This is a genomic window from Microbacterium sp. E-13 (assembly GCF_049912955.1).
Classification (GTDB): domain Bacteria; phylum Actinomycetota; class Actinomycetes; order Actinomycetales; family Microbacteriaceae; genus Microbacterium.
In genome coordinates, this window is record NZ_CP183973.1 from 100,029 (window position 1) to 121,483 (window position 21,455).

Annotated in this window: 19 protein-coding genes; 8 read left to right on the top strand and 11 right to left on the bottom strand. The window is 71.9% G+C overall.

The window, feature by feature from the left end; translation table 11 throughout:
* Positions 1–26: 26 nt before the first annotated feature.
* Complete coding sequence (locus ACN9MP_RS00470; RefSeq protein ID WP_426322958.1) at positions 27–749, bottom strand: FadR/GntR family transcriptional regulator; 723 nt, start codon at positions 747–749, stop codon at positions 27–29.
* A 297-nt stretch (positions 750–1,046) separates the two neighbouring features.
* Between ACN9MP_RS00470 and ACN9MP_RS00475 the strand changes: the two genes are divergently transcribed.
* From ACN9MP_RS00475 to ACN9MP_RS00500, 6 genes are all read left to right on the top strand, one after another.
* A complete protein-coding gene (locus tag ACN9MP_RS00475) occupies positions 1,047–2,348 on the top strand; it encodes a dicarboxylate/amino acid:cation symporter (RefSeq protein WP_426322960.1) in 1,302 nt (433 codons plus the stop codon).
* Positions 2,349–2,437: 89 nt separating this feature from the next.
* Complete coding sequence (locus ACN9MP_RS00480; protein WP_426322962.1) at positions 2,438–3,529, top strand: acetamidase/formamidase family protein; 1,092 nt, start codon at positions 2,438–2,440, stop codon at positions 3,527–3,529.
* Entirely contained in the window at positions 3,522–5,147 is a 1,626-nt protein-coding gene (locus tag ACN9MP_RS00485; RefSeq protein ID WP_426322964.1) for an AtzH-like domain-containing protein, read from the top strand. Before ACN9MP_RS00480 ends, ACN9MP_RS00485 begins: the two co-directional genes overlap by 8 nt.
* Positions 5,144–6,376 (top strand): pyridoxal-phosphate-dependent aminotransferase family protein, encoded by a 1,233-nt coding sequence (locus tag ACN9MP_RS00490; protein ID WP_426322965.1) that lies wholly within the window; start codon positions 5,144–5,146, stop codon positions 6,374–6,376. The genes ACN9MP_RS00485 and ACN9MP_RS00490 overlap by 4 nt, the downstream gene beginning before the upstream one ends.
* A 56-nt stretch (positions 6,377–6,432) precedes the next feature.
* Positions 6,433–7,692, top strand: a complete 1,260-nt coding sequence (locus ACN9MP_RS00495; RefSeq protein WP_426326140.1) for a Zn-dependent hydrolase — start codon at positions 6,433–6,435, stop codon at positions 7,690–7,692.
* A gap of 55 nt (positions 7,693–7,747) precedes the next feature.
* Positions 7,748–8,437: a YoaK family protein gene (locus ACN9MP_RS00500; RefSeq protein ID WP_426322967.1), complete on the top strand. Its 690-nt coding sequence runs from the start codon at positions 7,748–7,750 to the stop codon at positions 8,435–8,437.
* 34 nt (positions 8,438–8,471) lie between these two features.
* On the opposite strand, the gene ACN9MP_RS00505 is transcribed toward ACN9MP_RS00500, so the two are convergent.
* The 9 genes from ACN9MP_RS00505 to ACN9MP_RS00545 form a co-directional block, all read right to left on the bottom strand.
* Positions 8,472–9,089 (bottom strand): TIGR00730 family Rossman fold protein, encoded by a 618-nt coding sequence (locus tag ACN9MP_RS00505; RefSeq protein WP_426322969.1) that lies wholly within the window; start codon positions 9,087–9,089, stop codon positions 8,472–8,474.
* A 73-nt stretch (positions 9,090–9,162) separates the two neighbouring features.
* The gene (locus tag ACN9MP_RS00510) at positions 9,163–10,023 is read right to left on the bottom strand and encodes an ABC transporter permease (protein ID WP_426322971.1); all 861 of its coding nucleotides are present in this window, start codon (positions 10,021–10,023) and stop codon (positions 9,163–9,165) included.
* The gene (locus ACN9MP_RS00515; protein WP_426322972.1) at positions 10,020–10,829 is read right to left on the bottom strand and encodes an ABC transporter permease; all 810 of its coding nucleotides are present in this window, start codon (positions 10,827–10,829) and stop codon (positions 10,020–10,022) included. Before ACN9MP_RS00515 ends, ACN9MP_RS00510 begins: the two co-directional genes overlap by 4 nt.
* Positions 10,829–11,689: an ABC transporter ATP-binding protein gene (locus ACN9MP_RS00520; RefSeq protein ID WP_426322973.1), complete on the bottom strand. Its 861-nt coding sequence runs from the start codon at positions 11,687–11,689 to the stop codon at positions 10,829–10,831. Before ACN9MP_RS00520 ends, ACN9MP_RS00515 begins: the two co-directional genes overlap by 1 nt.
* Before the next feature lie 23 nt (positions 11,690–11,712).
* Positions 11,713–12,834, bottom strand: a complete 1,122-nt coding sequence (locus ACN9MP_RS00525) for an ABC transporter substrate-binding protein (RefSeq protein WP_426322975.1) — start codon at positions 12,832–12,834, stop codon at positions 11,713–11,715.
* Between the two features lie 161 nt (positions 12,835–12,995).
* Positions 12,996–15,860 (bottom strand): molybdopterin-dependent oxidoreductase, encoded by a 2,865-nt coding sequence (locus ACN9MP_RS00530; protein ID WP_426322977.1) that lies wholly within the window; start codon positions 15,858–15,860, stop codon positions 12,996–12,998.
* Positions 15,857–16,696, bottom strand: coding sequence for an FAD binding domain-containing protein (locus ACN9MP_RS00535; RefSeq protein ID WP_426322978.1), 840 nt, complete (start codon positions 16,694–16,696; stop codon positions 15,857–15,859). The genes ACN9MP_RS00530 and ACN9MP_RS00535 overlap by 4 nt, the downstream gene beginning before the upstream one ends.
* Positions 16,697–16,706: 10 nt before the next feature.
* Positions 16,707–18,065, bottom strand: a complete 1,359-nt coding sequence (locus ACN9MP_RS00540) for an 8-oxoguanine deaminase (protein ID WP_426322980.1) — start codon at positions 18,063–18,065, stop codon at positions 16,707–16,709.
* Positions 18,062–19,237: an XdhC family protein gene (locus ACN9MP_RS00545; RefSeq protein WP_426322981.1), complete on the bottom strand. Its 1,176-nt coding sequence runs from the start codon at positions 19,235–19,237 to the stop codon at positions 18,062–18,064. The genes ACN9MP_RS00540 and ACN9MP_RS00545 overlap by 4 nt, the downstream gene beginning before the upstream one ends.
* An 88-nt stretch (positions 19,238–19,325) precedes the next feature.
* Between ACN9MP_RS00545 and ACN9MP_RS00550 the strand changes: the two genes are divergently transcribed.
* Positions 19,326–19,880, top strand: coding sequence for a nucleotidyltransferase family protein (locus tag ACN9MP_RS00550; protein ID WP_426322982.1), 555 nt, complete (start codon positions 19,326–19,328; stop codon positions 19,878–19,880).
* 99 nt (positions 19,881–19,979) lie between these two features.
* On the opposite strand, the gene ACN9MP_RS00555 is transcribed toward ACN9MP_RS00550, so the two are convergent.
* On the bottom strand, positions 19,980–20,915 hold the full coding sequence (locus ACN9MP_RS00555; RefSeq protein ID WP_426322984.1) for a 2-hydroxyacid dehydrogenase: 936 nt from the start codon (positions 20,913–20,915) through the stop codon (positions 19,980–19,982).
* Positions 20,916–21,020: 105 nt separating this feature from the next.
* Here ACN9MP_RS00555 and ACN9MP_RS00560 point away from each other — a divergent pair, with 105 nt between their 5' ends.
* A complete protein-coding gene (locus ACN9MP_RS00560; protein ID WP_426322986.1) occupies positions 21,021–21,452 on the top strand; it encodes a DUF1761 domain-containing protein in 432 nt (143 codons plus the stop codon).
* Positions 21,453–21,455: the final 3 nt, after the last annotated feature.

The following is a 21,455-nucleotide window of genomic DNA, read 5'->3' on the forward strand; positions in this document are numbered from 1 at the left end:
GCCGCTTCCGGGGGGATCAGGCGGGATCAGTCGACGACAGGCGTCCCCGCCCGGACCGCTTCGATGACCTCGGCGATCTCGTCGAGATGCACGCGCATGGCGGCCTCGGCCGCGTCGCCGTCGTGCGCCGCGAGGGCGCGCAGGATCCGCCCGTGCCCGGCGGACGACAGCCGGCGGCCGTGATCGTCCAGATGCGAGTACACTCGCGCCTCCACGGTCCAGGCGACGGTCAGCTCGCTCAGCGATGCCAGAAGCGCATTCCGCGTCGCCCGAGCCACCTCGACGTGGAAGGCGACGTCCAGGCGGACCGATTCGTCCGCGTCGGGAGCCGCCGCGGACTGGCGCAGCAGCTCGGTCAGCGCGGCGATCTCGTCGGCCTGGATCCGCCCCGCGGCGAGCCGGGCGATCTGCGGCTCGACGACGGTGCGCAGCTCGGCCGAGTCGTGGAACCGGGCGGCATCCTGTTCGAGGTGCGCTGTGAAGGTGCTGGTCAGAGGCAGGTTCGCCGACACACGTGTGCCGCGGCCCTGCCGTCGGTCGAGCAGCCCGAGCAGCTCGAGACGCAGCAGCGCCTCGCGCAGGGCGTTGCGCGAGACCCCGAGCTCCGCGGCGAGAGTGCGTTCCGGGGCGAGCCGTTCGCCGGGCGCGAGCACGCCGGTGACGATGAGACGCTGCAGATGACGGACGACGTCGTCGGCGACCGACCCGCCCTCCCGGGCGAGCGGACCGAGCTGCAGGCGGTCGGTCACGGTTGCCCTCCAGACGGGCCACAGGCGGTGTGGGCGCAGCGCGACCCCTCGGCTGCCTCTCCAGTCTGGCACGTCCGCATGTCCCGGCCGCGCGAGGCACGTACAACGCTCCCGGTAGGACCAATCGCCCGACGGTCATCGCGCCGGCACGTGAACATCACGTTTCGGAGAATCGTGGCCATGTAAAAACCGCGTTACGGTCCTACCAATTCGCCCCTCTTCGGGGATCGAAGCTCCTTAGCCTGGTCGCACCCCACGTCCGAGCGTGCTCTGGACGTCAAGCGAGATGGAGCCGACATGAAGAAGACCGTGAAGCACCCGGCGTTCCAAATCGGCGTCGCGGCGATCCTGGGGATCGCGTTCGGCCTCGTCGTGGGCGAGTGGGCGGCGAACCTCAAGTTCATCGGCGACATGTTCATCCGACTGATCCAGATGTCGATCGTGCCGCTGGTGATGACCTCGGTCATCGTCGCCACCGGCTCGATGAGCGGATCCGGGATGGGGAAGATGGCCTTCCGCACGTTCAAGTGGATGATCGGCTTCTCGGTCGTCGCCGCGATCGTCGCGTGGGGGATCAGCGTCGTCATCCAGCCCGGGGCGGGGATCGACTTCACGGGCGCCGTGGACCCCGCGCTGCAGGACGCCGCGGGTGAGGCGACCGGCTGGCAGGACACCCTGCTCAACTTCATCACCACGAACATCTTCGCCGCCATGTCGACCGCGATGATGGTGCCGATCATCATCTTCTCGCTGCTGTTCGGGGTCGCCCTCAACGCGTACATCGCGAAGACGGGCAACCGTCTGGTGCTCGACCTGTTCGACTCCATCCAGCAGGTCGTGCTGACGATGATCCGGTTCGTCATGCTCATCGCTCCGATCGGCGTGTTCTGCCTGCTGGCGAATCTCGCCGGCACCGTCGGATTCGCGGTGGTCACGAGCGCCCTCAAGTACCTCGGATCGACGCTGCTGGGCGTGCTGATCGTCTTCGCCCTGTTCGTCGTCGTCGTCTGGCTGCGCACGGGCCTCAACCCCGCGAAGCTGCCGAGCAAACTCGCAGACCAGACGCTGATCGCCATCACGACGACGAGCTCGGCTGTGACCTTCCCCACTGTCCTGCGCTCGGCGGTCGAGAAGGTCGGCGTGAGCCAGAACGTCGCGAACTTCACGCTCTCGGTCGGGCTGACCATGGGCTCGTACGGGGCGGTGCTCAACTACATGATCGTCGTCATGTTCCTCGCGCAGTCGGGCGGCATGACCCTCGACTTCGGCACGATCGTCCTGGGCATGGCTCTCGCGATCCTTCTGAACATGGGCACCATCACCGTGCCCGGCGGCTTCCCCGTCGTCGCGATGTTCCTCGCGACCTCGCTGGGACTGCCCTTCGAGGCCGTCGGGCTGCTCATCGCGGTCGACTGGTTCGCCGGGATCTTCCGCACCTTCCTCAACGTCAACGGCGACACCTTCGTCGCCATGCTCGTCGCGAACGCCAGCAACGAGATCGATCGCGACGTCTACGACGGCAAGAAGTCCGTCACGACCGACCCGGTCGACCTCGACGAGCTGCAAGCCCAGTTCGAGAAGGCGGATGCTGCCGACTGATGCGTTCGAGATTCGCAGAGCCCGGCGCGGTCGCGCCCGGCATGACGCCCCGACATGCGAACGAAACCTCGGTGGGGTTCACTGACAGCATGTCGACGACGATCCTGCAGCCGGGAACGGGCCCCCGCCCCGGCGACCACTACCTTCCGGCGACACCCGCCACGGTGATGTGGGGGCGGCTTCCCTGCCGGACGGATGCTGCGGTCCTCACGATCGCGCCGGGCGACACCGTGACGATCGACACGGTGAGCCACGAGGGCATCCTCGAAGACCAGGGCAAGGATCCGCTGGCGTTCTTCGGAGCGCACGGCGTGGAGCCGGCATCCGTGCTGGAGGACGCCGTGAAGATCGCCGCCGCGCTCGCACGCGACCCGGCGGCCGACGGGCCCCATGTCGTCACGGGCCCGATCCACGTCGCCGGCGCGGCCCCGGGAGACCTGCTGAAGATCACCGTGGAACGGCTCGACCCCCGCGTTCCCTACGGCGTGATCTCGAACCGTCACGGCAAGGGCGCGCTGCCGGGCGAGCTGCCCCGGGGGAGCGCGAACGTCAGCGTCTTCGCTCCCGTCGAGGTCCGCGACACCGGGCTGGTCGGCGTGCTGCCTCTCGTCGACGGCGGCGATCGGGTCGTGGAGTTCCCGCTCGCGCCGTTCCTCGGCACCATGGGCGTCGCCGTCGACTCCGACGACCGTCCGCACTCGGTGCCGCCCGGCGAGCACGGCGGCAACATCGACATCAAGCTGCTCGTCGAGGGCACCGTGCTCTACCTCCCGGTGCAGGTCGAAGGTGCGCTCGCGTACGTCGGCGACCCGCACTTCGCGCAGGGGGACGGCGAGGTCGCGCTCACCGCGCTCGAAGCATCGCTGCGCGCCACGCTCCGGTTCGACGTGGTGCCGCGCGACGAGGCGCTCGCCGCGTTCGGCGAGCTCGCCGGGCCGCTCGTGCACACCGACGAGTACCTTGTGCCGACCGGGCTCGACCCCGACCTGGGCGAGGCGATGCGCAAGGCGGTCCGCGCGGCGCTCGCCCTGCTGCAGGCCCGGTACGGCATGGCCGAGCACCTCGCCTACGCCTACCTCTCCGCGGCGACCGACTTCGACATCTCGCAGGTCGTCGACATCGTCTGCGGTGTTCACGCGCGCATCCGCGAGGCGGATTTCGGGGCGGTGACCCGTGGCTGAGGCATCCGTCCCCGCCGATCTGCTCGCGGCCTTCGAGCGCTACGAGGCGGCGATCGTCGCCGACGACATCGCGGTGCTCGACGACACCTTCGCGCCTGGCCCTGACACTCTGCGCGGCGACGGCGCGGGGCTGCTCGTCGGCCATGACGCCATCTCGGCCTTCCGGGGCACGCGCGGCGGGGTCGCGCCGCGCACGATCGAGCGCATCGAGTACCGACCGGTGGGAACGGATGCTGCGCTCCTGGTGTCCGTGTCGCGCTACGCCGGCGGCGGGCGGGGCCTGCAGACGCAGTTGTGGCAGCGGATCGACGGCGCATGGCGCATCACCGCGGCCCACGTCACTCCGCGGGCGCAGCCGCTCGACCGCACCGTCTGGCGCACCGTCGGCGACCCCCTGTTCCAGGGCGCGTGGGAGGGACCGCTGGCGGGGCTCACGGTGGCCGTCAAGGACCTCTTCGCCATCAAGGGCTACCGGATCGGCGCGGGCAACCCGGCCTACCTCGACAGCGCCCGCCCCGAGACGACGACCGCGCCCGCCGTGTCTGATCTCCTGCGCGCCGGCGCATCGCTGCGCGGCATCGCCCGCACCGACGAGTTCGCGTACTCCATCGCGGGAGACAACCCCCACTACGGCACGCCGCCGAACGGCGCACTGCCGGGCGCCCTCCCGGGCGGATCGTCGAGCGGACCCGCCGCTGCCGTCGCGACCGGTCAGGCCGACATCGGCCTCGCGACCGACACCGCCGGATCGGTGCGCGTGCCCGCGTCGTACCAGGGGCTGTGGGGCCTGCGGACGACCCACGGGCTGGTCCCTCGCCAGGGCATGCTGCCGCTCGCGCAGTCGTTCGACACCGTGGGGTGGCTCACCCGCGACGGCGACACCCTCCAGCGCGTGGCCGATTGGTGCCTGAGCTACGACGGGTCGGACGCGTCGGCGGCGACCGACGAGGACGATCCCGGCCGCGGCCGATGGGGTGAGTCCGGCGAGGACCTGCCGTGGCGGTTCGCCGTTCCTGAGGAGGCGCTCGACGCGGCGGAGCCGACGACACGCGACGCATTCGAGACGCTGCTCGGCTCCCTCGCCGCAGGCCCGGATGCGCCGGCGATCGACCGTGTGTCGCTCGGTGACCTCGACGACTACCTCGTCCCGTTCCGCACCGTGCAGGCGGCCGAGGCGTGGCGCAACAACGGCACCTGGCTTCAAGCCCACCCGGGAGCGGTCGGCCCCGCCGTCGCCGAGCGGTTCCGCGCCGCCGCCGCGGTCACCGCCGAGGAGGAGGCATCCGCTCGCTCCCTTCTCGCCCCGCTCCGCGACCTCGTGCGCGACCGGGTGCGCGGCGCCGTGCTGCTGCTTCCGACCGCACCGGGTGCGGCGCCTGCGAGAGGGCTCGCCGGTGACCGGATCGACGCCGTGCGCACCGCGACCCTGCGCATGACGACGCCGGCGGCGGTGGCGGGCCTTCCGGCCCTGTCGGCACCGCTGCTCACCGTGCCCAGTCCGCTGGGGCCCGCGCCGGTGGGCGTGTGCCTCGTCTCGCGCGAGGGCACCGACATCGCGCTGGTGCGCCTCGCGCGCCGGCTCGCCGACCGACTTTCCGCCTCTGGAGTGAACCGATGACCCTGATCCCCGGCCCGATCGACCCGCCTGCCCGCCTCTTGATGGGCCCGGGGCCGATCTCGGCGTATCCGAGCGTGCTGCGGGCGATGTCCGCGCCGCTCGTGGGGCAGTACGACCCGTTCATGACGGCGACGATGGCCGAGACGCAGCAGCTGTACCGGGGCGTGTGGAGCACGGCGAACGACGCGACGCTGCTGGTCGACGGCACGTCGCGCGCGGGGATCGAGGCGGCGCTGATCTCGCTGATCCGACCCGGGGACCGCGTCCTGGTGCCGGTGTTCGGCCGGTTCGGGCACCTGCTCGCCGAGATCGCCGAGCGGGCGCTGGCCGAGGTGCACACGATCGAGACCGCGTGGGGGCAGGTCTTCCCGGTGTCGGTGATCGAAGAGGCCGTCGTGCGGGTGAAGCCAACGCTGCTCGCGCTCGTGCAGGGCGACACGTCCACGACGATGAACCAGCCGCTGGATGAGGTGGGCGCGGTGTGCGCGAAGCACGGCGTGCTGTTCTACACCGACGCTACGGCGTCGCTCGGCGGCAACGCGTTCGAGGCCGACGAATGGGGGGTGGATGCCGCGACCGCAGGCCTGCAGAAGTGCCTGGGCGGTCCGTCGGGGTCGGCGCCGATCACCCTGTCGGACCGCGCCGTCGAGGTGGTGCGGTCGCGGGCGCGCATCGAGGCGGGCATCCGCGAGGACGGCGACGCGTCGGCGGCCGACTTCGTGCGCTCGAACTACTTCGACCTCGGCATGATCCTCGACTACTGGGGACCCCGGCGCCTCAACCACCACACCGAGGCGACCTCCATGCTCTACGCCGCGCGCGAGTGCGCCCGCGTGCTGCTGCTCGAGGGTCGCGACGCCGTCATCGAGCGGCACCGGCTCGCCGGTGCGGCGATGCTCGCCGGCGTGCGGGGGCTGGGTCTCGAGGTGTTCGGCGACGTCTCGCACAAGATGAACAACGTCGTGGCGGTCGAGATCCCTGCCGGGGTGCCGGGCGACGCCGCGCGGGCCGCGCTGCTCGAGGACTTCGGCATCGAGATCGGCACGTCGTTCGGCCCGCTGCACGGGCGGGTATGGCGCATCGGCACGATGGGCTACAACGCCCGCGAGGACGCGGTGCTCACCACTCTCGCCGCCCTCGAGGCCGTGCTGCGGCGCTTCGGCGCGACGGTCCCGGCGGGCGGCGGGACGGATGCCGCGACCGACGTCTACCGGGCGGCGCGCGCGTGACGGCCCTCCTGGCCGGCATCGACCATGACCGCATCGCGGCCGCTGCGCGCCGCGTGATGGCGCGCTGCGACGAGCTGGCGCGGATCACGGCGGCGCCGGGATCGATCGAGCGGGTGTACCTGTCGCCTGAGCACGCGCGCGTCAACCGGCTCGCCGCCGAGTGGATGCGCGAAGTCGGCATGACCACCCGACAGGACGCGGTGGGCAACCAGCTCGGCCGCATCGATCGTGCTGCGGCAGGTGGCGCGCCCGATCCCGACGCCCCGGCGCTGCTGCTCGGCTCCCACCTCGACACCGTGCCCGACGCCGGCCGGTACGACGGGATCGTGGGGGTGCTGATGGCCCTCGAGGTGGTGCGTCTGCTGCGGTCGCCCGCACCCTGGGACGAGGCATCCGTCGTCCCCTTGCCCTTCGCGCTCGAGATCGTCGCGTTCTCGGACGAGGAGGGCACCCGGTTCGGCAAGGCGCTGCTCGGCTCGTCGGCGGTGGCGGGGCAGTGGAACGACGACTGGTGGGCTCTGACGGATGCCGACGGCACGACGCTGCGCGAGGCCTTCCTGGAGTTCGGCCTCGACCCCGGACGCGTGGCCGAGGCCGCGAGGCGCCCTGACGAGCTGGTCGGCTATCTCGAGGCGCACATCGAGCAGGGGCCCGAGCTCGACGACCGGGGCGAGTCGCTCGCGGTGGTGTCGTCCATCGCGTCGGCGCGACGGTTCCAGCTCACGGTCGAGGGCGAGGCGCGGCACGCCGGGGGCACGCCATACGACCGGCGGCGCGACGCGCTGCTCGGCGCGTCCGAGGCGGCGCTCGCCGTGGAGCGCATCTGCCGCGGCGAGCACCACATCATCGGCACCGTCGGGCAGCTCGAGGCGTACCCCGGCGCCGTCAACGTCGTGGCCGGCGAGGCCCGCCTGTCGCTCGACCTGCGCGGCGAGTTCGACGGTGAGCGCGACCGGGTGTGGCTCGCGATCGAGCGCGAGCTCGACGCGATCATGGGGCGCCGGGGGCTGCGCTGGCGCGCCCGCGAGGTGCACAGCGCACCGGCCGTCTTCTGCGAACCGCTGCTGCAGGACGTCGTGCGGGAGGGCATCGCGTCGACACTGCCCGCCGGCGCGGACGACCCGGCGGTGATCTTCAGCCGCGCCGGACACGACGGGATGGCCATCGGTGCGCTGACCGGGGTCGGCATGCTGTTCCTGCGCAATCCCGACGGCATCAGCCACCACCCGGACGAGGCCGTGTCGGCGGGCGACGTCGCCCGCGGCATCCAGGCGCTCGCCGAGTCCGTGCTGCAGCTCGCCGCCGATCGCGCGTGACGTCGAGGCCTCGGCGGTCCGGTGCCGCGGCGACAGGGAAGGGATCGAGGAGTTCATGAGAGCGATGTGGGGCAGGCAGGAGCCGGAGCGGGTCGAGCTGTGGTGCATGCTCGCGCTGACCTTCTCGACGGGTGTGATCGACGCGGCGGGGTACCTGGGGCTCGACCGCGTGTTCACCGGCAACATGACCGGCAACGTCGTGATCCTCGGAATGGGTCTCGCCGGCGCCGACGACCTGCCGGTGCTCGGGCCGATCGTCGCTCTGATCGCGTTCATCGCCGGTGCGGCGATCGCGGGAAGGGCAGGCCGGGGCACGGCGTCCGGATGGTCGGCCCGTACCAGCCTGCTGCTCCTCCTCGTGACGATCGCACTTCTCGTCGCGGCCGGTCTGGGCGCTGCGCGCGAGAGCATCGACGTCATCGATCACAACGTGCTCACCGCGCTGCTCGGACTCGCCATGGGAGTCCAGGCGGGTGCCGCACGCGCGGTCGGCGCGAAGGACGTCACCACGGTCGTCGTCACCTCGACCTTAGTGGGCCTCGTCTACGACTCGCGGTTTGCGGGCGGCAACGGCGGCAGTCCCTGGCCCCGCCGGCTTCTGTCGGTGGTGCTGATCGGGCTGGGCGCGTGGGCCGGTGCGCGTCTGGTCGACATCCACTTCTCATGGAGCGTGCTCCTGGCCGCCGTGGTCACGGCGATCGTCGTGGTCGCCGGCGAGGTTCACCGGCGGGCGCGCACGGCCTGATCCCTCGATCGACTCGGAAGCGGATGCCTCGATGTCAGGGGCGGAGCGGAATCGACAGGGCGCCGGTCATCTCAGCGCCGGGGGAGACCTCCGAACGCACGGGCGGCACGTAGTCGCGGAGCCGCCCGAGAGCTTCATCGGGCTCGGAGGCCACGACGAGCATGTCGGTGTAGCGCGGGTGGGTGAAGCCGCGGTCGCGCATGTTCGCGACGAACGCGAGCAAGGGGTCGAAGTAGCCTGCGATGTTGAGCACCCCGACCGGCTTCTCATGGATGCCCAGCTGCGCCCACGTCCACTGCTCGGTCAGCTCCTCGAGCGTGCCTGGACCGCCCGGCAGTGCGAGAAAGGCATCCGCGCGGTCGGCCATGATCGTCTTGCGCTCGTGCATCGTGTCGACGAGCACCAGTTCGCTGATCTCGTGATGGGCGTCCTCGCGCGCCTGAAGCGCCCGCGGGATCACGCCCGTGACGTGCGCTCCGGCCTGCAGCGCCCCATCGGCGACGGTCCCCATGAGACCGACGTGGCCGCCGCCGTACACGAGGTCCATGCCGGCGCGTCCGATCGCCTCGCCGACGGCTCGGGCCGCCCGCGCGTAGATCGGGTCGCTGCCGGGGGACGAGCCGCAGAAGACCGTGATCGTGAAGCGTTCCATGAACCGACGCTAGGTGGTGGGTGTTTCCGTGCCGTGACATCGCGGGAACATCCGCCGATCATCGTGCTGTGCGTCAGCGGGCGGAGGTGGTCATGCCCATGCGCGCGAGCACGATGTTCTCGGCCACCTGGACCACGTTGTAGAGCAGCAGCGTCACGATCGTGATCAGGGCGACGGAAGCCCACAACTCGTCGAAGCGGGCGGACGCGCTGAACTTCTGGATCATGCCGCCGATGCCTTGACCCGTCGACAGCCACTCGGCCAGGAGCGCACCGGTCACGGCTCCCGGCACCGATACGCGCGCCGCGGCGAACAGCGAGGGCAGCGCGCCGGGAACGTTCACCTTGCGCAGCTGCGTCGCTCGGCCACCGCCGTACACGTGCACGAGGTCGAGGCTCTCCTTCGACGCTCGGCTCAGGCCGAACATGATGGAGGCGAGAGCGGGGAAGAGCACCACGATCGAGCCGATGACCGCGACGGATGCCGGGGTGCCGCGCCCGGTGATCAAGATGATGACCGGGGCGATCGCGACGAGCGGCACCGAGCGCAGCAGCAGCGCGAGCGGCATGACCCCCATCTCGACGGAGCGCGACAGCGAGAACGCGAGGGCGAGCACGATCGCCACGAGCATTCCCACGACGAATCCGATCGCGGCGTCGGCGAGGGTCTGTGCCAGGAGCGGCATCATCTCGGCCCTGTTCTGGGCCGCTTCAGGCGACGTGAAGAAGAACTCCCACACGTCTGCCGGCCCCTTCGCGACATACGGCGAGATGCCGGTCAGGTTCACGACCGCCCACCACAGGGCGAGCACGATGACCAACGTGAGAAGGGCGTTCAGGAGCGACCGGCCGACCGCCCGCGACATCGCGGTGACGCGCTTGGCCGTGTGCGGGGTCGCTTCGAGCGGCATGGCCGCGGGTGCGGTGGCGGTCATGCTGTCACCGCCCTGCCCGACACCCACGGTGTCACCCCGCGGGCGATCAGACCGACGAGCGCGTATCCGAGGAGGGCGACGACGGCCGAGAGCAGGAACACGGCCCACACCCGCGCCGAGTCGAGATCGCCCTGCAGGCGGATGAGCGTGATGCCGACGCCACGGTCGGTGCCGCCCATGTACTCGCCGAGGATCGCTCCGAGGAAGGCCGAGGGCACGGCGATCTGAAGGGCGTTCAGGATCGCGGGGAGGGCGGCGATGAGCCGCACCTTCCGCAGCTGCGTGAAACGCGACCCGCCGTACACGCGCACGACGTCGAGGCTGGCCTTGTCGGACGAACGGAAACCGAGCAGGGCGCCGACCACGGTCGTGAAGAACACCGCGAGGGCGGCGAGGAAGATCGCGGTGGCGCTCGGATCGCCGGCGCGCTTGGCGCCGCCGAGCACCACGATCGCGATGCCGCCGACCGCCACCACCGGCAGGCAGTAGCTGACCACCGCGATCTGCACGACGATCGTCTCGATGCGGGGGAGCAGCAGCACGGTCGCCGCGATGAGGAGGGCGAGCCCGTTGCCCCACGCGTAGCCGATCGCAGCCTCGGTGATCGTCACCTGGAACACCGACCAGTACGCGGCGAGTCCGTCCTGCCAGATGGTCTGGAACACGACGAACGGAGAGGGAACGGGCGTGAAGGTCGTTCCCGGCGGGGGCTGGAACACCGTCACCGAGAACACCCACCATGCGGCGATGAGCGCCGCCGCGCCGATGAGCCCTGCGAGCCAGCCCGGGAGTGAGCGCCCGCGCATCACGACTCCGCCGCGGCGCGGCCGTCGGCGCCGAACAGCAGCTCGGACGCGCGATCGACCAGCTCGTGGAACTCGGGGGACCGCTGCATGTCCGGGGTGCGCGGGTGCGGCAGGTCGACCTCGATGATCTCCTTGATGCGCCCGGGCCGCGGCGACATCACGGCCACGCGGTCCGAGAGGAAGATCGCCTCCGAGATGCCGTGGGTGACGAGCAGGGTCGTTGCGGGCTTCTCGGTCCAGATGCGCAGCAGCTCGAGGTTGAGGTTCTGGCGCGTCATGTCGTCGAGCGCGCCGAACGGCTCGTCGAGCAGCAGCACCGACGGCTTGAGGGCGAGCGCGCGGGCGATCGACACGCGCTGGCGCATACCGCCCGACAGCTGGGCGGGCTTGGCCTTCTCGAAGCCCTTCAGCCCCACCAGCGCGATGAGCTCGTCGATGTAGGCCTTGTCGGGGCGGCGGCCGGCGATCTCGAAGACCAGCCGGATGTTGGTGAGCACGCTCCGCCACGGGAGCAGCGCGTGGTCCTGGAACGCGATGCCCAGCTCGCTGTCGCGACGCAGCTGGGCGGGAGTCTTGCCGTCGACGTAGACCTCGCCGGTGGTGGGCGTCTCGAGGTCCGCGAGGATGCGGAGGATCGTCGACTTGCCGCAGCCCGAGGGGCCGAGAAGGGCGAGGAACGATCCCTTGTCGGTGTGCAGGTGCGTGTCCTGCAGAGCCGTGACGCTGCCGCCGCGGCCGGTCTGGAACGTCTTGCTCAATCCGTCGATGCGGATGCCGGATCCGTGGGCCGGCGTCGCCGGCGAGGTCTCCCCCGCCGGCGACGCGGTGGCCGCGGCATCCGTGGTCTCGATGTCGGTCATGTTCGTGGGACCCGGGTCGGGGACTACGGCAGGTAGTCCTTGAGCTCGGGGTTCTCCTCGTAGATCTCGTCGATGATGGTGGTGTCGAAGAGGTCGTCGACCGAGACGTCCCAGCCGGCGGCGGCCAGCGACGCCACCGTCTGCTCCTTGAGCTCGTCCGAGATCGTGAACAGGCCGTTGGCCTCCGTCTCCTCCGTCGAGATGAGCAGCTTCTCCGCTTCCAGGCCCTTCCCGGTCTTGACCGGGTCGAGGGCGCCGAAGACCGCCTCGAGCCCGTCTTCCGACTCCGCGGCCGCCTGGTTGTAGTACTGCTCGATGAGGCTCACCGTGTCGTCGGTGGACTCCTGGAAGACGTCGGTCCATCCCTTGATCTCGGCGATGAGGAACGCCTTGAGCAGTTCCTTGTTCTCGGCGAGGTACTGGTCGGTGACGCTGAACGTCTCGGCGACGTAGGGCACGCCGTTCTCGGCGTAGGCGAGGTTGGCGATGTCGTAGCCGGCGAGCTCGACCGTGAGGGCCTCGTTCGTCAGGTACGCCATGAAGCCGTCGACCTCGCCGTTCATGAGCGGGGTCGGGTCGAAGTCGACGGGCACGACGGTGACGTCCGCGGGATCGATGTCGTTGGCGTTCAGCAGGGCGGCGAAGACCGACGCGTTGGAGTCCTGCACGCCGATCGTCTTGCCGACCAGGTCCTCGGGCTTCGTGATGTTGCCGCCGTCCGCCAGGGAGAGGATCGTGAAGGGGTTCTTCTGGAACGTCGCGCCGATGATCTTCAGCGGCGCCTCCTCCTCGGCGATCGCGGCGCCGATCGACGCGGCGTCGCTCAGGGCGACCTGGACCGTGCCCGAGAGCAGCTTCGCCACCCCGGTGTCAGGACCCGAGATGCCGATCACGTCGCCGAAGCCGCTCTCGTCGTAGTAGCCGTTCTCGTACGCGTAGAACTCGCCCGCGAACTCCTCGTTCTTGATCCAGGAGTACTGGACGCTGATCTCGCCGTAGGAGGCCGCCTCGTCGCCGCCCTCGCTGGAGCCGGGTGCGGCGGTGCCGCCCGACGCGCAGCCGGCGAGGATCAGGACGGAGGCGATGACCGCGGCTGCGCCGGCGGCGAGACGGCCGCGCCGCCCCAGGTTGCTGTGTCGTGCCATCGGGTATGGCTTCCCTTCATGCGGTGTGAGCACGTGATGTGATCAGGCCGACGTTAGGGGCGGCGCATTTCAACCGGTGGGTCCGGGTGTTTCGGCGATGTGACGGATGGTTCCGGATGTCGGGCGCCGCGGCATCCGGTCCCGTCAAGGCTCGTTCAGGGTCAGGGCTCGTCCACTCCCTGGGCCAGGCGCCACACCCGCTCACGCGTGAACGGCTGCCGGAACGGGCGCCGGCCGACCGCGCGTGCGATCGCGTTGCCCACGGCGGCGGCGACCGGGTTGTACGGCGACTCGCTCATGGACTTGGCTCCGAACGGGCCGACCGCGTCCGAGGTGTCGGCGAAGAGCACCTCGGTGACGGGGATGTCGCCGAACTGCGGCACCCGGTACTGCCGGAACGCCGGGTTCTCGACGGCGCCATCCGCGCCGATCAGCACCTCTTCGTAGAGTGCGCTGCCCAGGCCCTGAGCCGCCCCGCCCTCGACCTGCCCGCGCACCTGCGCCGGATTCATCAGGAACCCGGCATCGGCGGCCTGGACCGACTGCAGCACCCGCACGACACCGGTCTCCGGCTCGACGGCCACGCGGACCGCATGGACGTTGAACGAAAGGCTCCGCTCGTCGCCGTGCTCGCTGCCACGGCCGACGAGGCCCTCGGGGGTCCGCTGCTCCACGCTCGCAGCATCCACGATCTCGTCGAACGCCACGAGGCGCTCGCCGACCTGCACGCCGCCGGGCGCCACAAGGGGTTCGATGCCCTCGGGCGACCCGGCGACGGCATATGCCGTCGCGAGCATGCGACTTCGCAGTTCCATGCACGCGGCGGCGAGTGCCTTCCCCGCCGCCGTGACACCGGCCGAGGCGAAGGCCCCTGTGTCGTGGGCGACGAGGTCGGTGTCGGCGGCGCGGAGCACGATGCGCTCGGGCTCGGCCTCCATCACGGTCGCCGCGATCTGCCGCAGCACGGTGCTCGTGCCGTTGCCGAACTCGGCGGTCCCCGCCGCCACCACGACGACGCCGTCGGGCCGCAGGGTCGTGACGCTGTGGGCGTGGTGACCGCCCGGCGCCATCGCGGCGATGAACGACAGCGCCATCCCCTCGCCCACGAGCCAGCCCTCGGGTGCTGCGACGCCGTTGCCCCGGCGCAGCGCGGCCTGCGCGTCGTCCAGGCACTGATCGAGGCCGTAGCTTCCCCACACGAGATCCTCATCGTGCTCGTCGCGCACGGTGAGGAGCGGGTCGCCCTCGCGCACGGCGTTGATGCGGCGCAGGTCGAAGGGATCGATCGCGAGCTTCTCGGCCAGCATGTCCATGGCGGACTCGACGCCGAGGATCATCTGCCCCAGCCCGTAGCCGCGGAACGCGCCCGAGGGAACGGTGTTCGTGTACACGACCTCGGCGTCGACGCGCTTCACGGGGCACCGGTAGACGTTGATCGACTCGGCGCACCCGTGGAACATGACGCCGATGCCGTGGTTCCCGTAGGCGCCGGTGTCGCTCAGCACATCGAGCTTCATCGCGGTGAGCACGCCGTCCGCCGTCGCCCCGAGCGTCACCGCCACGCGGAACGGGTGGCGTACCGACGCCCGGCGGAACTGGTCGGCGCGCGAGAACTCGTAGGCGACCTTGCGGCCGGTGCGCAGCACGGCGAGGGCGACGAGGTCCTCGGTGAACATCTCCTGCTTGCCGCCGAACCCGCCCCCGACGCGCGCCGCGAACACGCGGATCCGCTCGCGGGGCAGGTGGAACAGGTGTGACAGCTCGTTGCGCACCAGGAAGGGCACCTGCGTGCTCGAGCGGATGGTCAGCCGGCCCTCGTCGTCGAGCCAGCCGATCGCCCCGTGCGTCTCGAGCTGCGCGTGCGAGACCCGGCTCGTGCGCCATGTGCCCGAGACCGTGACGGCGCTCGCCGCGAGGGCGGCGTCCGCGTCGCCGCCGATCCCGTCGTGCAACGTCGCGATGACGTTGCGGTCCGCCTCGGCGACGCGGTCCTGCGGGGTACGGTCGGGGTGGATCAGCGGGGCGCCCGGCCGCCGCGCCTCCTCCGGATCGAACACCGCGGGCAGCACCTCGTAGGTCACGTCGATCAGCCGGCAGGCGGCATCCGCGATCTCGGCCGTCTCGGCGACGACGGCGGCCACCCGCTGTCCGACGAACCGCACGGTGTCGTCGAGCAGGCGGGTGTCGTCGGGATCGTCCTCGCGAAGCTCGTGCCGGGCGGTCGAGTACCGTCGGGCGGTGACGTTCTCGTGGGTGAAGACGGCGACCACCCCGGGCAGTGCGCGGGCCGCGGCGTCGTCGATCGCGACGATGCGGGCATGGGGATGCGGCGACCCGACCACCCGCAGCACGAGCGTGTCGGTGAGGTCGGTGTCGAACGTGTACGGCTCGAGGCCCTGCACGACGCGCCGCCCGGGCTCGGGCCGCGCCGATGCACCGACCCGGAGCGCGCCGGCGTCGGGCGCGGCATCCCCGTCCTCCCGGACGAGACCGCGTGAGAGCACCGGGTCAGGGCTGGTCACGGTGCTGTCGTGCGTTCTCGTCGCCGTGGCGGCGGGGTGAGCGGTCGCACCCGCAGCCCCGGTCTCGCGCACCGGACCCAGCACGGACTCGAGCGCCTCCCGCACCGGCCGGTATCCCGTGCAACGGCACAGGTTGCCCTTCATGCGGCGATCCAGGTCGGGAAGGTCGCCCGCGCACAGCGTCGACGCCGTCACGGCCATGCCCGGCGTGCAGAAGCCGCACTGGAACCCGAAGTGCTCGATCAGCGCCTCCTGCACGGGATGAAGGTCGTCTCCGGGAGCGAGGCCCGCGGCCGTCGTCACCGAGACGCCCTCGGCGCGGACCGCCGGCACGATGCAGGAGTGCACGGGCACGCCGTCGACGAGCACCGAGCACGCGCCGCAGTCGCCTGCGTCGCACCCCTTCTTCACCTCGTGGTGCCCGCTCTCGCGCAGCAGCGTGCGCAGGCACTGGCCGGGCCGCGGGTCCGCCTCGACCGGCTCGCCGTTGACGTGAAGCCTCATGCTCCCTCCCCCTGCTCGAGCAGGTCCTGGCGGATCCGCTCGGCGAGCACCCCGCTCACCCCGCGCCGCCAGTCGGCGGCGCCGAGCGGATCGGTGTAGTACCCAGGCGCCGCGTGCACCGCAGCGGCGAGGGTCGCGGCATCCGGGATCCCCGCGAAGCGGAACACCGTCGGACGCCGGGTCGCCGCCGTGACCACGAGGACGCACGAGCCATCCTCATCGAGCCGCCCCGACACCACGGCGCCGGATCGGCCGTGCTCGGCGAGCGCGATCTTGCGGAGCGCCGCGCGCGCCCGCAACGCGGCGGCCGGCACGTCGATCGCGCGCAGCACGTCGCCGGGTGCGAGCGCGTTCTCGCCGTTGCCGGTCACGAGGTCGGCCACGTCCGCCTCGTACGCCGAGCCGTCGGCCCGCCAGACCTCGGCGGTGGCGTCGAGCGTCACGAGGAACGCGGTCATCGATCCCGCAGCGAAGGCCCGGCACACGTTGCCGCCCACTGTGGCGGTGTTCCACACCTTGAACGAAGCGAGCAGCGCGTTGGCGGCATCGGGAACGGCGGATGCTGCCGCCCACGCCTCCGGCACCCTCAGGCTTCCACGGCCCTGTGCCCAGGCCACGAACTCCGCGATGGTGCAGGTCGCCCCGATCCGCAGGCCGGCCCTCGTCACCTCCAGCGCGGGCCACCCCATCGTCGTGAGGTCGACGAACCCCGTCGTGCCGGGCTGCGGCTCGCTCATGAGCCACGTGCCGCCAGCGATCAGGGTCTCGCGGGGCGCGAGCATGAGGTCCTCCCGGGTGCGAGCCCGCCGGAACGAGGTGACCGAGGTGATGTCCACGGGGGCCTCGTCAGAGCCGCCCGGCGAGCGCGGTGGACGCGGCGACCACGGCGCGGGCGAGGCGGTCCTCGTCGGCCGTCGAGAGGGTGGCGTCTTCGACCACGGCGCGTCCGCCCACGTACAGGCGCTTCAGCGGCGGCAGCGCGCCGAGTCCGAGGGCGGCGACCGGATCGAGGATGCCGGCGTGCTCGATCCGGTCGACCCGCCACACCGCGATGTCGGCGAGCTTGCCGGCCTCGAGCGACCCGATCTCGTGCTGGCGGCCGAGAACCCGGGCGCCTCCCATCGTCGCCATGCGCAGACCGTCGCGCACGCTCATCGAGTCCGAGCCGGTGCGCAGGCGCCCCATCAGCACCGCCTCGCGGATCTCGACCCCCAGCTGCCCCGACTCGTTGGACGCGGCGCCGTCGACGCCGAGCCCCACCGGCGCCCCGGCATCCAGCAGGGCGCGCACCGGCGCGATCCCCGCGGCCAGCCGTCCGTTCGACGAGGGGCAGTGCGCGACGCCCGTGCCCGTGGCCGCGTAGCGCGCGATGGCCGGGTCGTCGAGGTGCACCGCGTGTGCCATCCAGACGTCGTCACCCAGCCACCCGAGATCCTCGAGATACTGCGTCGGCGTGCGACCGAAGCGCTCGGCGCAGTATGCGTCCTCCTCGACGGTCTCCGAGGCGTGGGTGTGCAGCCGCACCCCCAGCGTTCGTGCCAGCGCCGCCGATTCGCGCAGGAGGTCGGCGGTCACCGAGAACGGCGAGCACGGTGCGATCGCGATGCGCACCATCGCGTCGAACGACGGGTCGTGATGACGCTCGACCGCCTCCTGCGACGCCGCGAGCGCAGCATCCGTCGTCTCGACCGCCGAGTCCGGCGGCAGCCCGCCCTGCGAGGCGCCGAGGTCCATGGACCCGCGGGTCGCGTGCAGCCGCACCCCCACCGTCGCGGCGGCGTCGACGATCGCGCCGACGATATCGCCCGAACCCCGGGGGAAGACGTAGTGGTGGTCGGCGACGGTCGTGCAGCCCGATCGTGCCAGCACGGCCATCGCACCGGCCGCGCCCGCGCCGGTGAGGTCCGCGTCGATGCGGGACCAGAGCGGATACAGGGCCGTGAGCCAGTCGAAGAGGATCGCGTCCTGCGCATACCCGCGCGTGAGCCACTGGTACAGGTGGTGGTGGGTGTTGACCAGGCCCGGCGTGACCAGGCAACCGCGCGCATCGACGATCTCGGCGCCGTCGCGCAGCGCGGGGTCTGCGGGCCCCGCCCCGACCGCGGCGATGCGTCCGCCGTCGATCACGACATGCCCGTCGTCGTGCTCGGTGCCTGCGCCGTCGACCGTGGCGATGTGCCCGTGCTCGATGATCGTGCGGGTCATGAGGCTCCTCTGGATGGGACCGGGAAAGGTGCGACGGATGCCGCGCACGACGCCGCGGCGTCGTCGACGGGTGCAGCGGGGGAGACGCCGGCGTCGGCTTCGGCCGGCTCGGCGGTGGCCGACGGACGCCGGTGCAGGGAGCCGGACCGGTCTCGCAGCGCCATCCCCGATCCGCCGTGCCGGGCGGCCACGATCTCGGCGAGCACCGCCACCGCGGTGTCCTCCGGGGTGGATCCCCCGAGATCGAGGCCGAGCGGCGAGTGCAGGCGCGCGAGGTCGTGCTCGGGAACGCCGCGCTCTCGCAGCAGCTCGGCGCGACGAGCCACGGTCGCGCGTGCCCCCATCGCGCCGACGAAGCCGACGGGCAGCGCGAGCGCGGCCTGCAGCGAGGGCACGTCCACGCGCTCGTCGTGCGTCAGAACGCAGATCGCGGTGCGGGCATCGAGCGAGTCGGGGTCGAGTCCGGCGAGATGGTCCTGCGGGAGCCCGGCCACGAGCCGCACCGCGTCGGGGAACCGTTCCTGCGTCACGAGCGTCGGCCACACGTCGCACACCTCGACCGCGAAGCCGGCCGCGGTCGCCACGCGACAGATCGCCGCCGCGTGCTCGCCGGCCCCGAGAAGGATCAGTCGCGGGCGCGGTGCCGACGAGATCGCGAGCACGTCGTGCCCCGCATACGCACCGGGCAGGACGAGCGAGTCGCGTGCCCGGATCGCCGGAGCCAGAGCGTCCGCGGCGACCGAGAGGCGCAGCATCCGCTCGTCCATGGCCTGCCCGGCGGACGCGCCTGCGAGCACCACCCCCACCGTCACGCCGCGTCCGGCGGCCGCGGCCTCGAGGGCCTCGATGACGGGATCCTCCGGTGGCACGGGGTAGGCGACGACGTCGACGCTTCCGCCGCACGCCAGCCCCGCAGCGTGCGCGGCGTCGTCCGAGAAGCCCAGGCGCGCCCTGTGCGCGGTGCGGGTGAGGCGGGCGTGGTGTGCGAGCAGAACGGCGTCGCCCTCGACGCATCCGCCCGAGATCGAGCCGATCACGCGCCCGTCGGCGGTGACCGCCATCGTCGCGCCCGGGCCCCGCGGCGCGCTGCGGGCGACATTCGTCACCGTGACCGCGGCCACGACGGCGCCCGACCGAAGAAGCGGCAGCAGGTCACGGGCGATCTCGAGCATGGCGTCACGCTAGGCGGGGGATGTTTCGCGCGGACTACGCTCAGGAAACGCCCCGCGCCTCGCGGGCGCGGGCGACGGGGGGAGCCGGATGCGGGTGTGCGGCATCGTGCTCGCGGCGGGGGCCGGCACGCGATACGGCTTGCCCAAAGGCCTCGCCCGCACCTCGGACGGCACCCCGTGGGTCGCGCAGGCGGTGGCCATGCTGCGGGCCGGAGGGTGCGACGACGCCGTCGTCGTGGTCGGTGCGCGGGGCCGCGAGGTCGCCCGGCTCATCCCCGCCGGCGTGCGGATCGTCGTCGCGCCCGACTGGGCCTCCGGACTGTCGGCCGCACTCCGCGCCGGCCTCGAGGCGGCGGAGGGTGCCGACGTCGCCGTCGTCACGCCCGTGGATACGCCGGATGCGGCGCCCGAGGCGGTCGGACGGGTGGTCGGCGCGCTCGGATCCGCGCCGCGGGACGGCCTGGCCCGGGCGGTGTACGGCGGACGTCCGGGTCACCCGGTCGCGATCGGGGCGAACCACCTGCCCTCGATGGTGGACAGCCTCGTCGGGGACCGCGGTGCGCGCGAGTATCTGGCGGCCCACGGCGCCGTGCAGGTCGAGTGCGCCGATCTCTGGTCGGGCGCCGACATCGACGCCCGGTGACGGCGGCCGCCCGCTCCGCCCCACTCGGCCCCTCGTCGAAAGCGCAGAGACTGCGGTCGGACCGACTCTCCGGCTGCGATTCGTGCGCTTTCGGCGGCGTCAGTCGCCACCGAGCACGACGTTGAGCGGGCGCTCGCCGGCGGCCAGGCGCTCGATCTGCGTGCGCACGAGCTTCGCGATGCGCGGGCGCATGGCGCTCGACGCGCCGCCGACGTGAGGGGCGATCAGAACGCCGGGCAAGCTCCACAGCGGGTGCCCCTCGGGCAGCGGCTCGGGGTCGACCACATCGAGCGCGGCCCGGATCCGGCCTCGGCGCACGTGGTCCACCAGGGCGTCGGTGTCGACGATCGTGCCACGCCCGACATTGACCACCAGGGCGCCGTCGGGCAGCGCCGACAGGAAGGCCTCGTCGACGATGCCCCGCGTCGAGGGCCCGCCCGGAAGCGTCACGACGACGATCTCCGCGCGCGGGAGCAGACCGGGCAGCTCGTCGATGCCGTGGACGGCGACGCCGTCCTCCTCGCGGGCCCCCGATGCGACGGCGATCAGCTCCACCTCGAACGGCTCGAGCCTCGCCGCGACCGCCTTGCCGACGCCGCCGTAGCCGAGCAGCAGCACGCGGCGGTCGGCCAGGCTCTGCGCGAAGACGGGCTCCCATCGCCCGGCGGCCGTGTCGACGGCGAACGCGTCGATGTGCCGCTGCGCGGCGATCGTCAGCCCGACCGCGAGCTCGGCCGTGGAGGTCTCGTGCACCGACGCCGCGTTTGCGAAGGTCAGCCCCTCCGGCAGCATGTCGGCGACGCCGTCGTAGCCGATGGACTGCCCCTGCACGAGTCCCACGTCGACGCCCTCGAGACGCTCGAGCACGCGGGCCATCGACATGTACGGCGGCACCACGAGATCGAACCGGTCACGCGGGGCCGCAGCATCCATCGGCCACACGATCAGCTCCACACCCGTGGGGAGCTCGCCGAGATCGGCGGCGAGTTCTTCGGTGGGGACGCTGACCACGAGATTCCGGATGCCGTTGCTCACCCGATCCACGCTACCGGCGCGGTGCGGGCACGGCGTCGTCGCCCGGGGCTACGCTCGCGTCGAGACCGCGAGCGGCAGGCGCGCGGTTTCGAGGAGGAGGCGCACATGGTTCCCGAGATCAACTACTGGGCGGTGCTGCTCGCGACGCTCTCGAGCATGGTGGTCGGCTCGGTCTGGTACGCGCGCGGGGTGTTCGGCACGCGCTGGGCGAAGCTCGCGAACGTCGACATGGATCGCCCGGCCGCCACCGCCGTCGTGCCGATCATCGTGACGCTCGTGGTCAGCTTCGTGACGGCATGGGTGCTCGCCGGCGCGTCGTCGATCGCCTGGCACTTCTACGGCGGCAGCTACCTGTGGGCGTCGCTGGCCACTGCGGTGATCCTGTGGGCCGGCTTCACGGCGGCCCGCTTCATCACGCACGACGCGTTCGAGGGGAGGCCGACGTCGCTCACCGTCATGAACATCGCGCACGAACTCGTGACGATCGTCGTCATGGCGCTCATCATCGGCGTCTGGCCGCCCGCCGGCACCGTCTGAGTC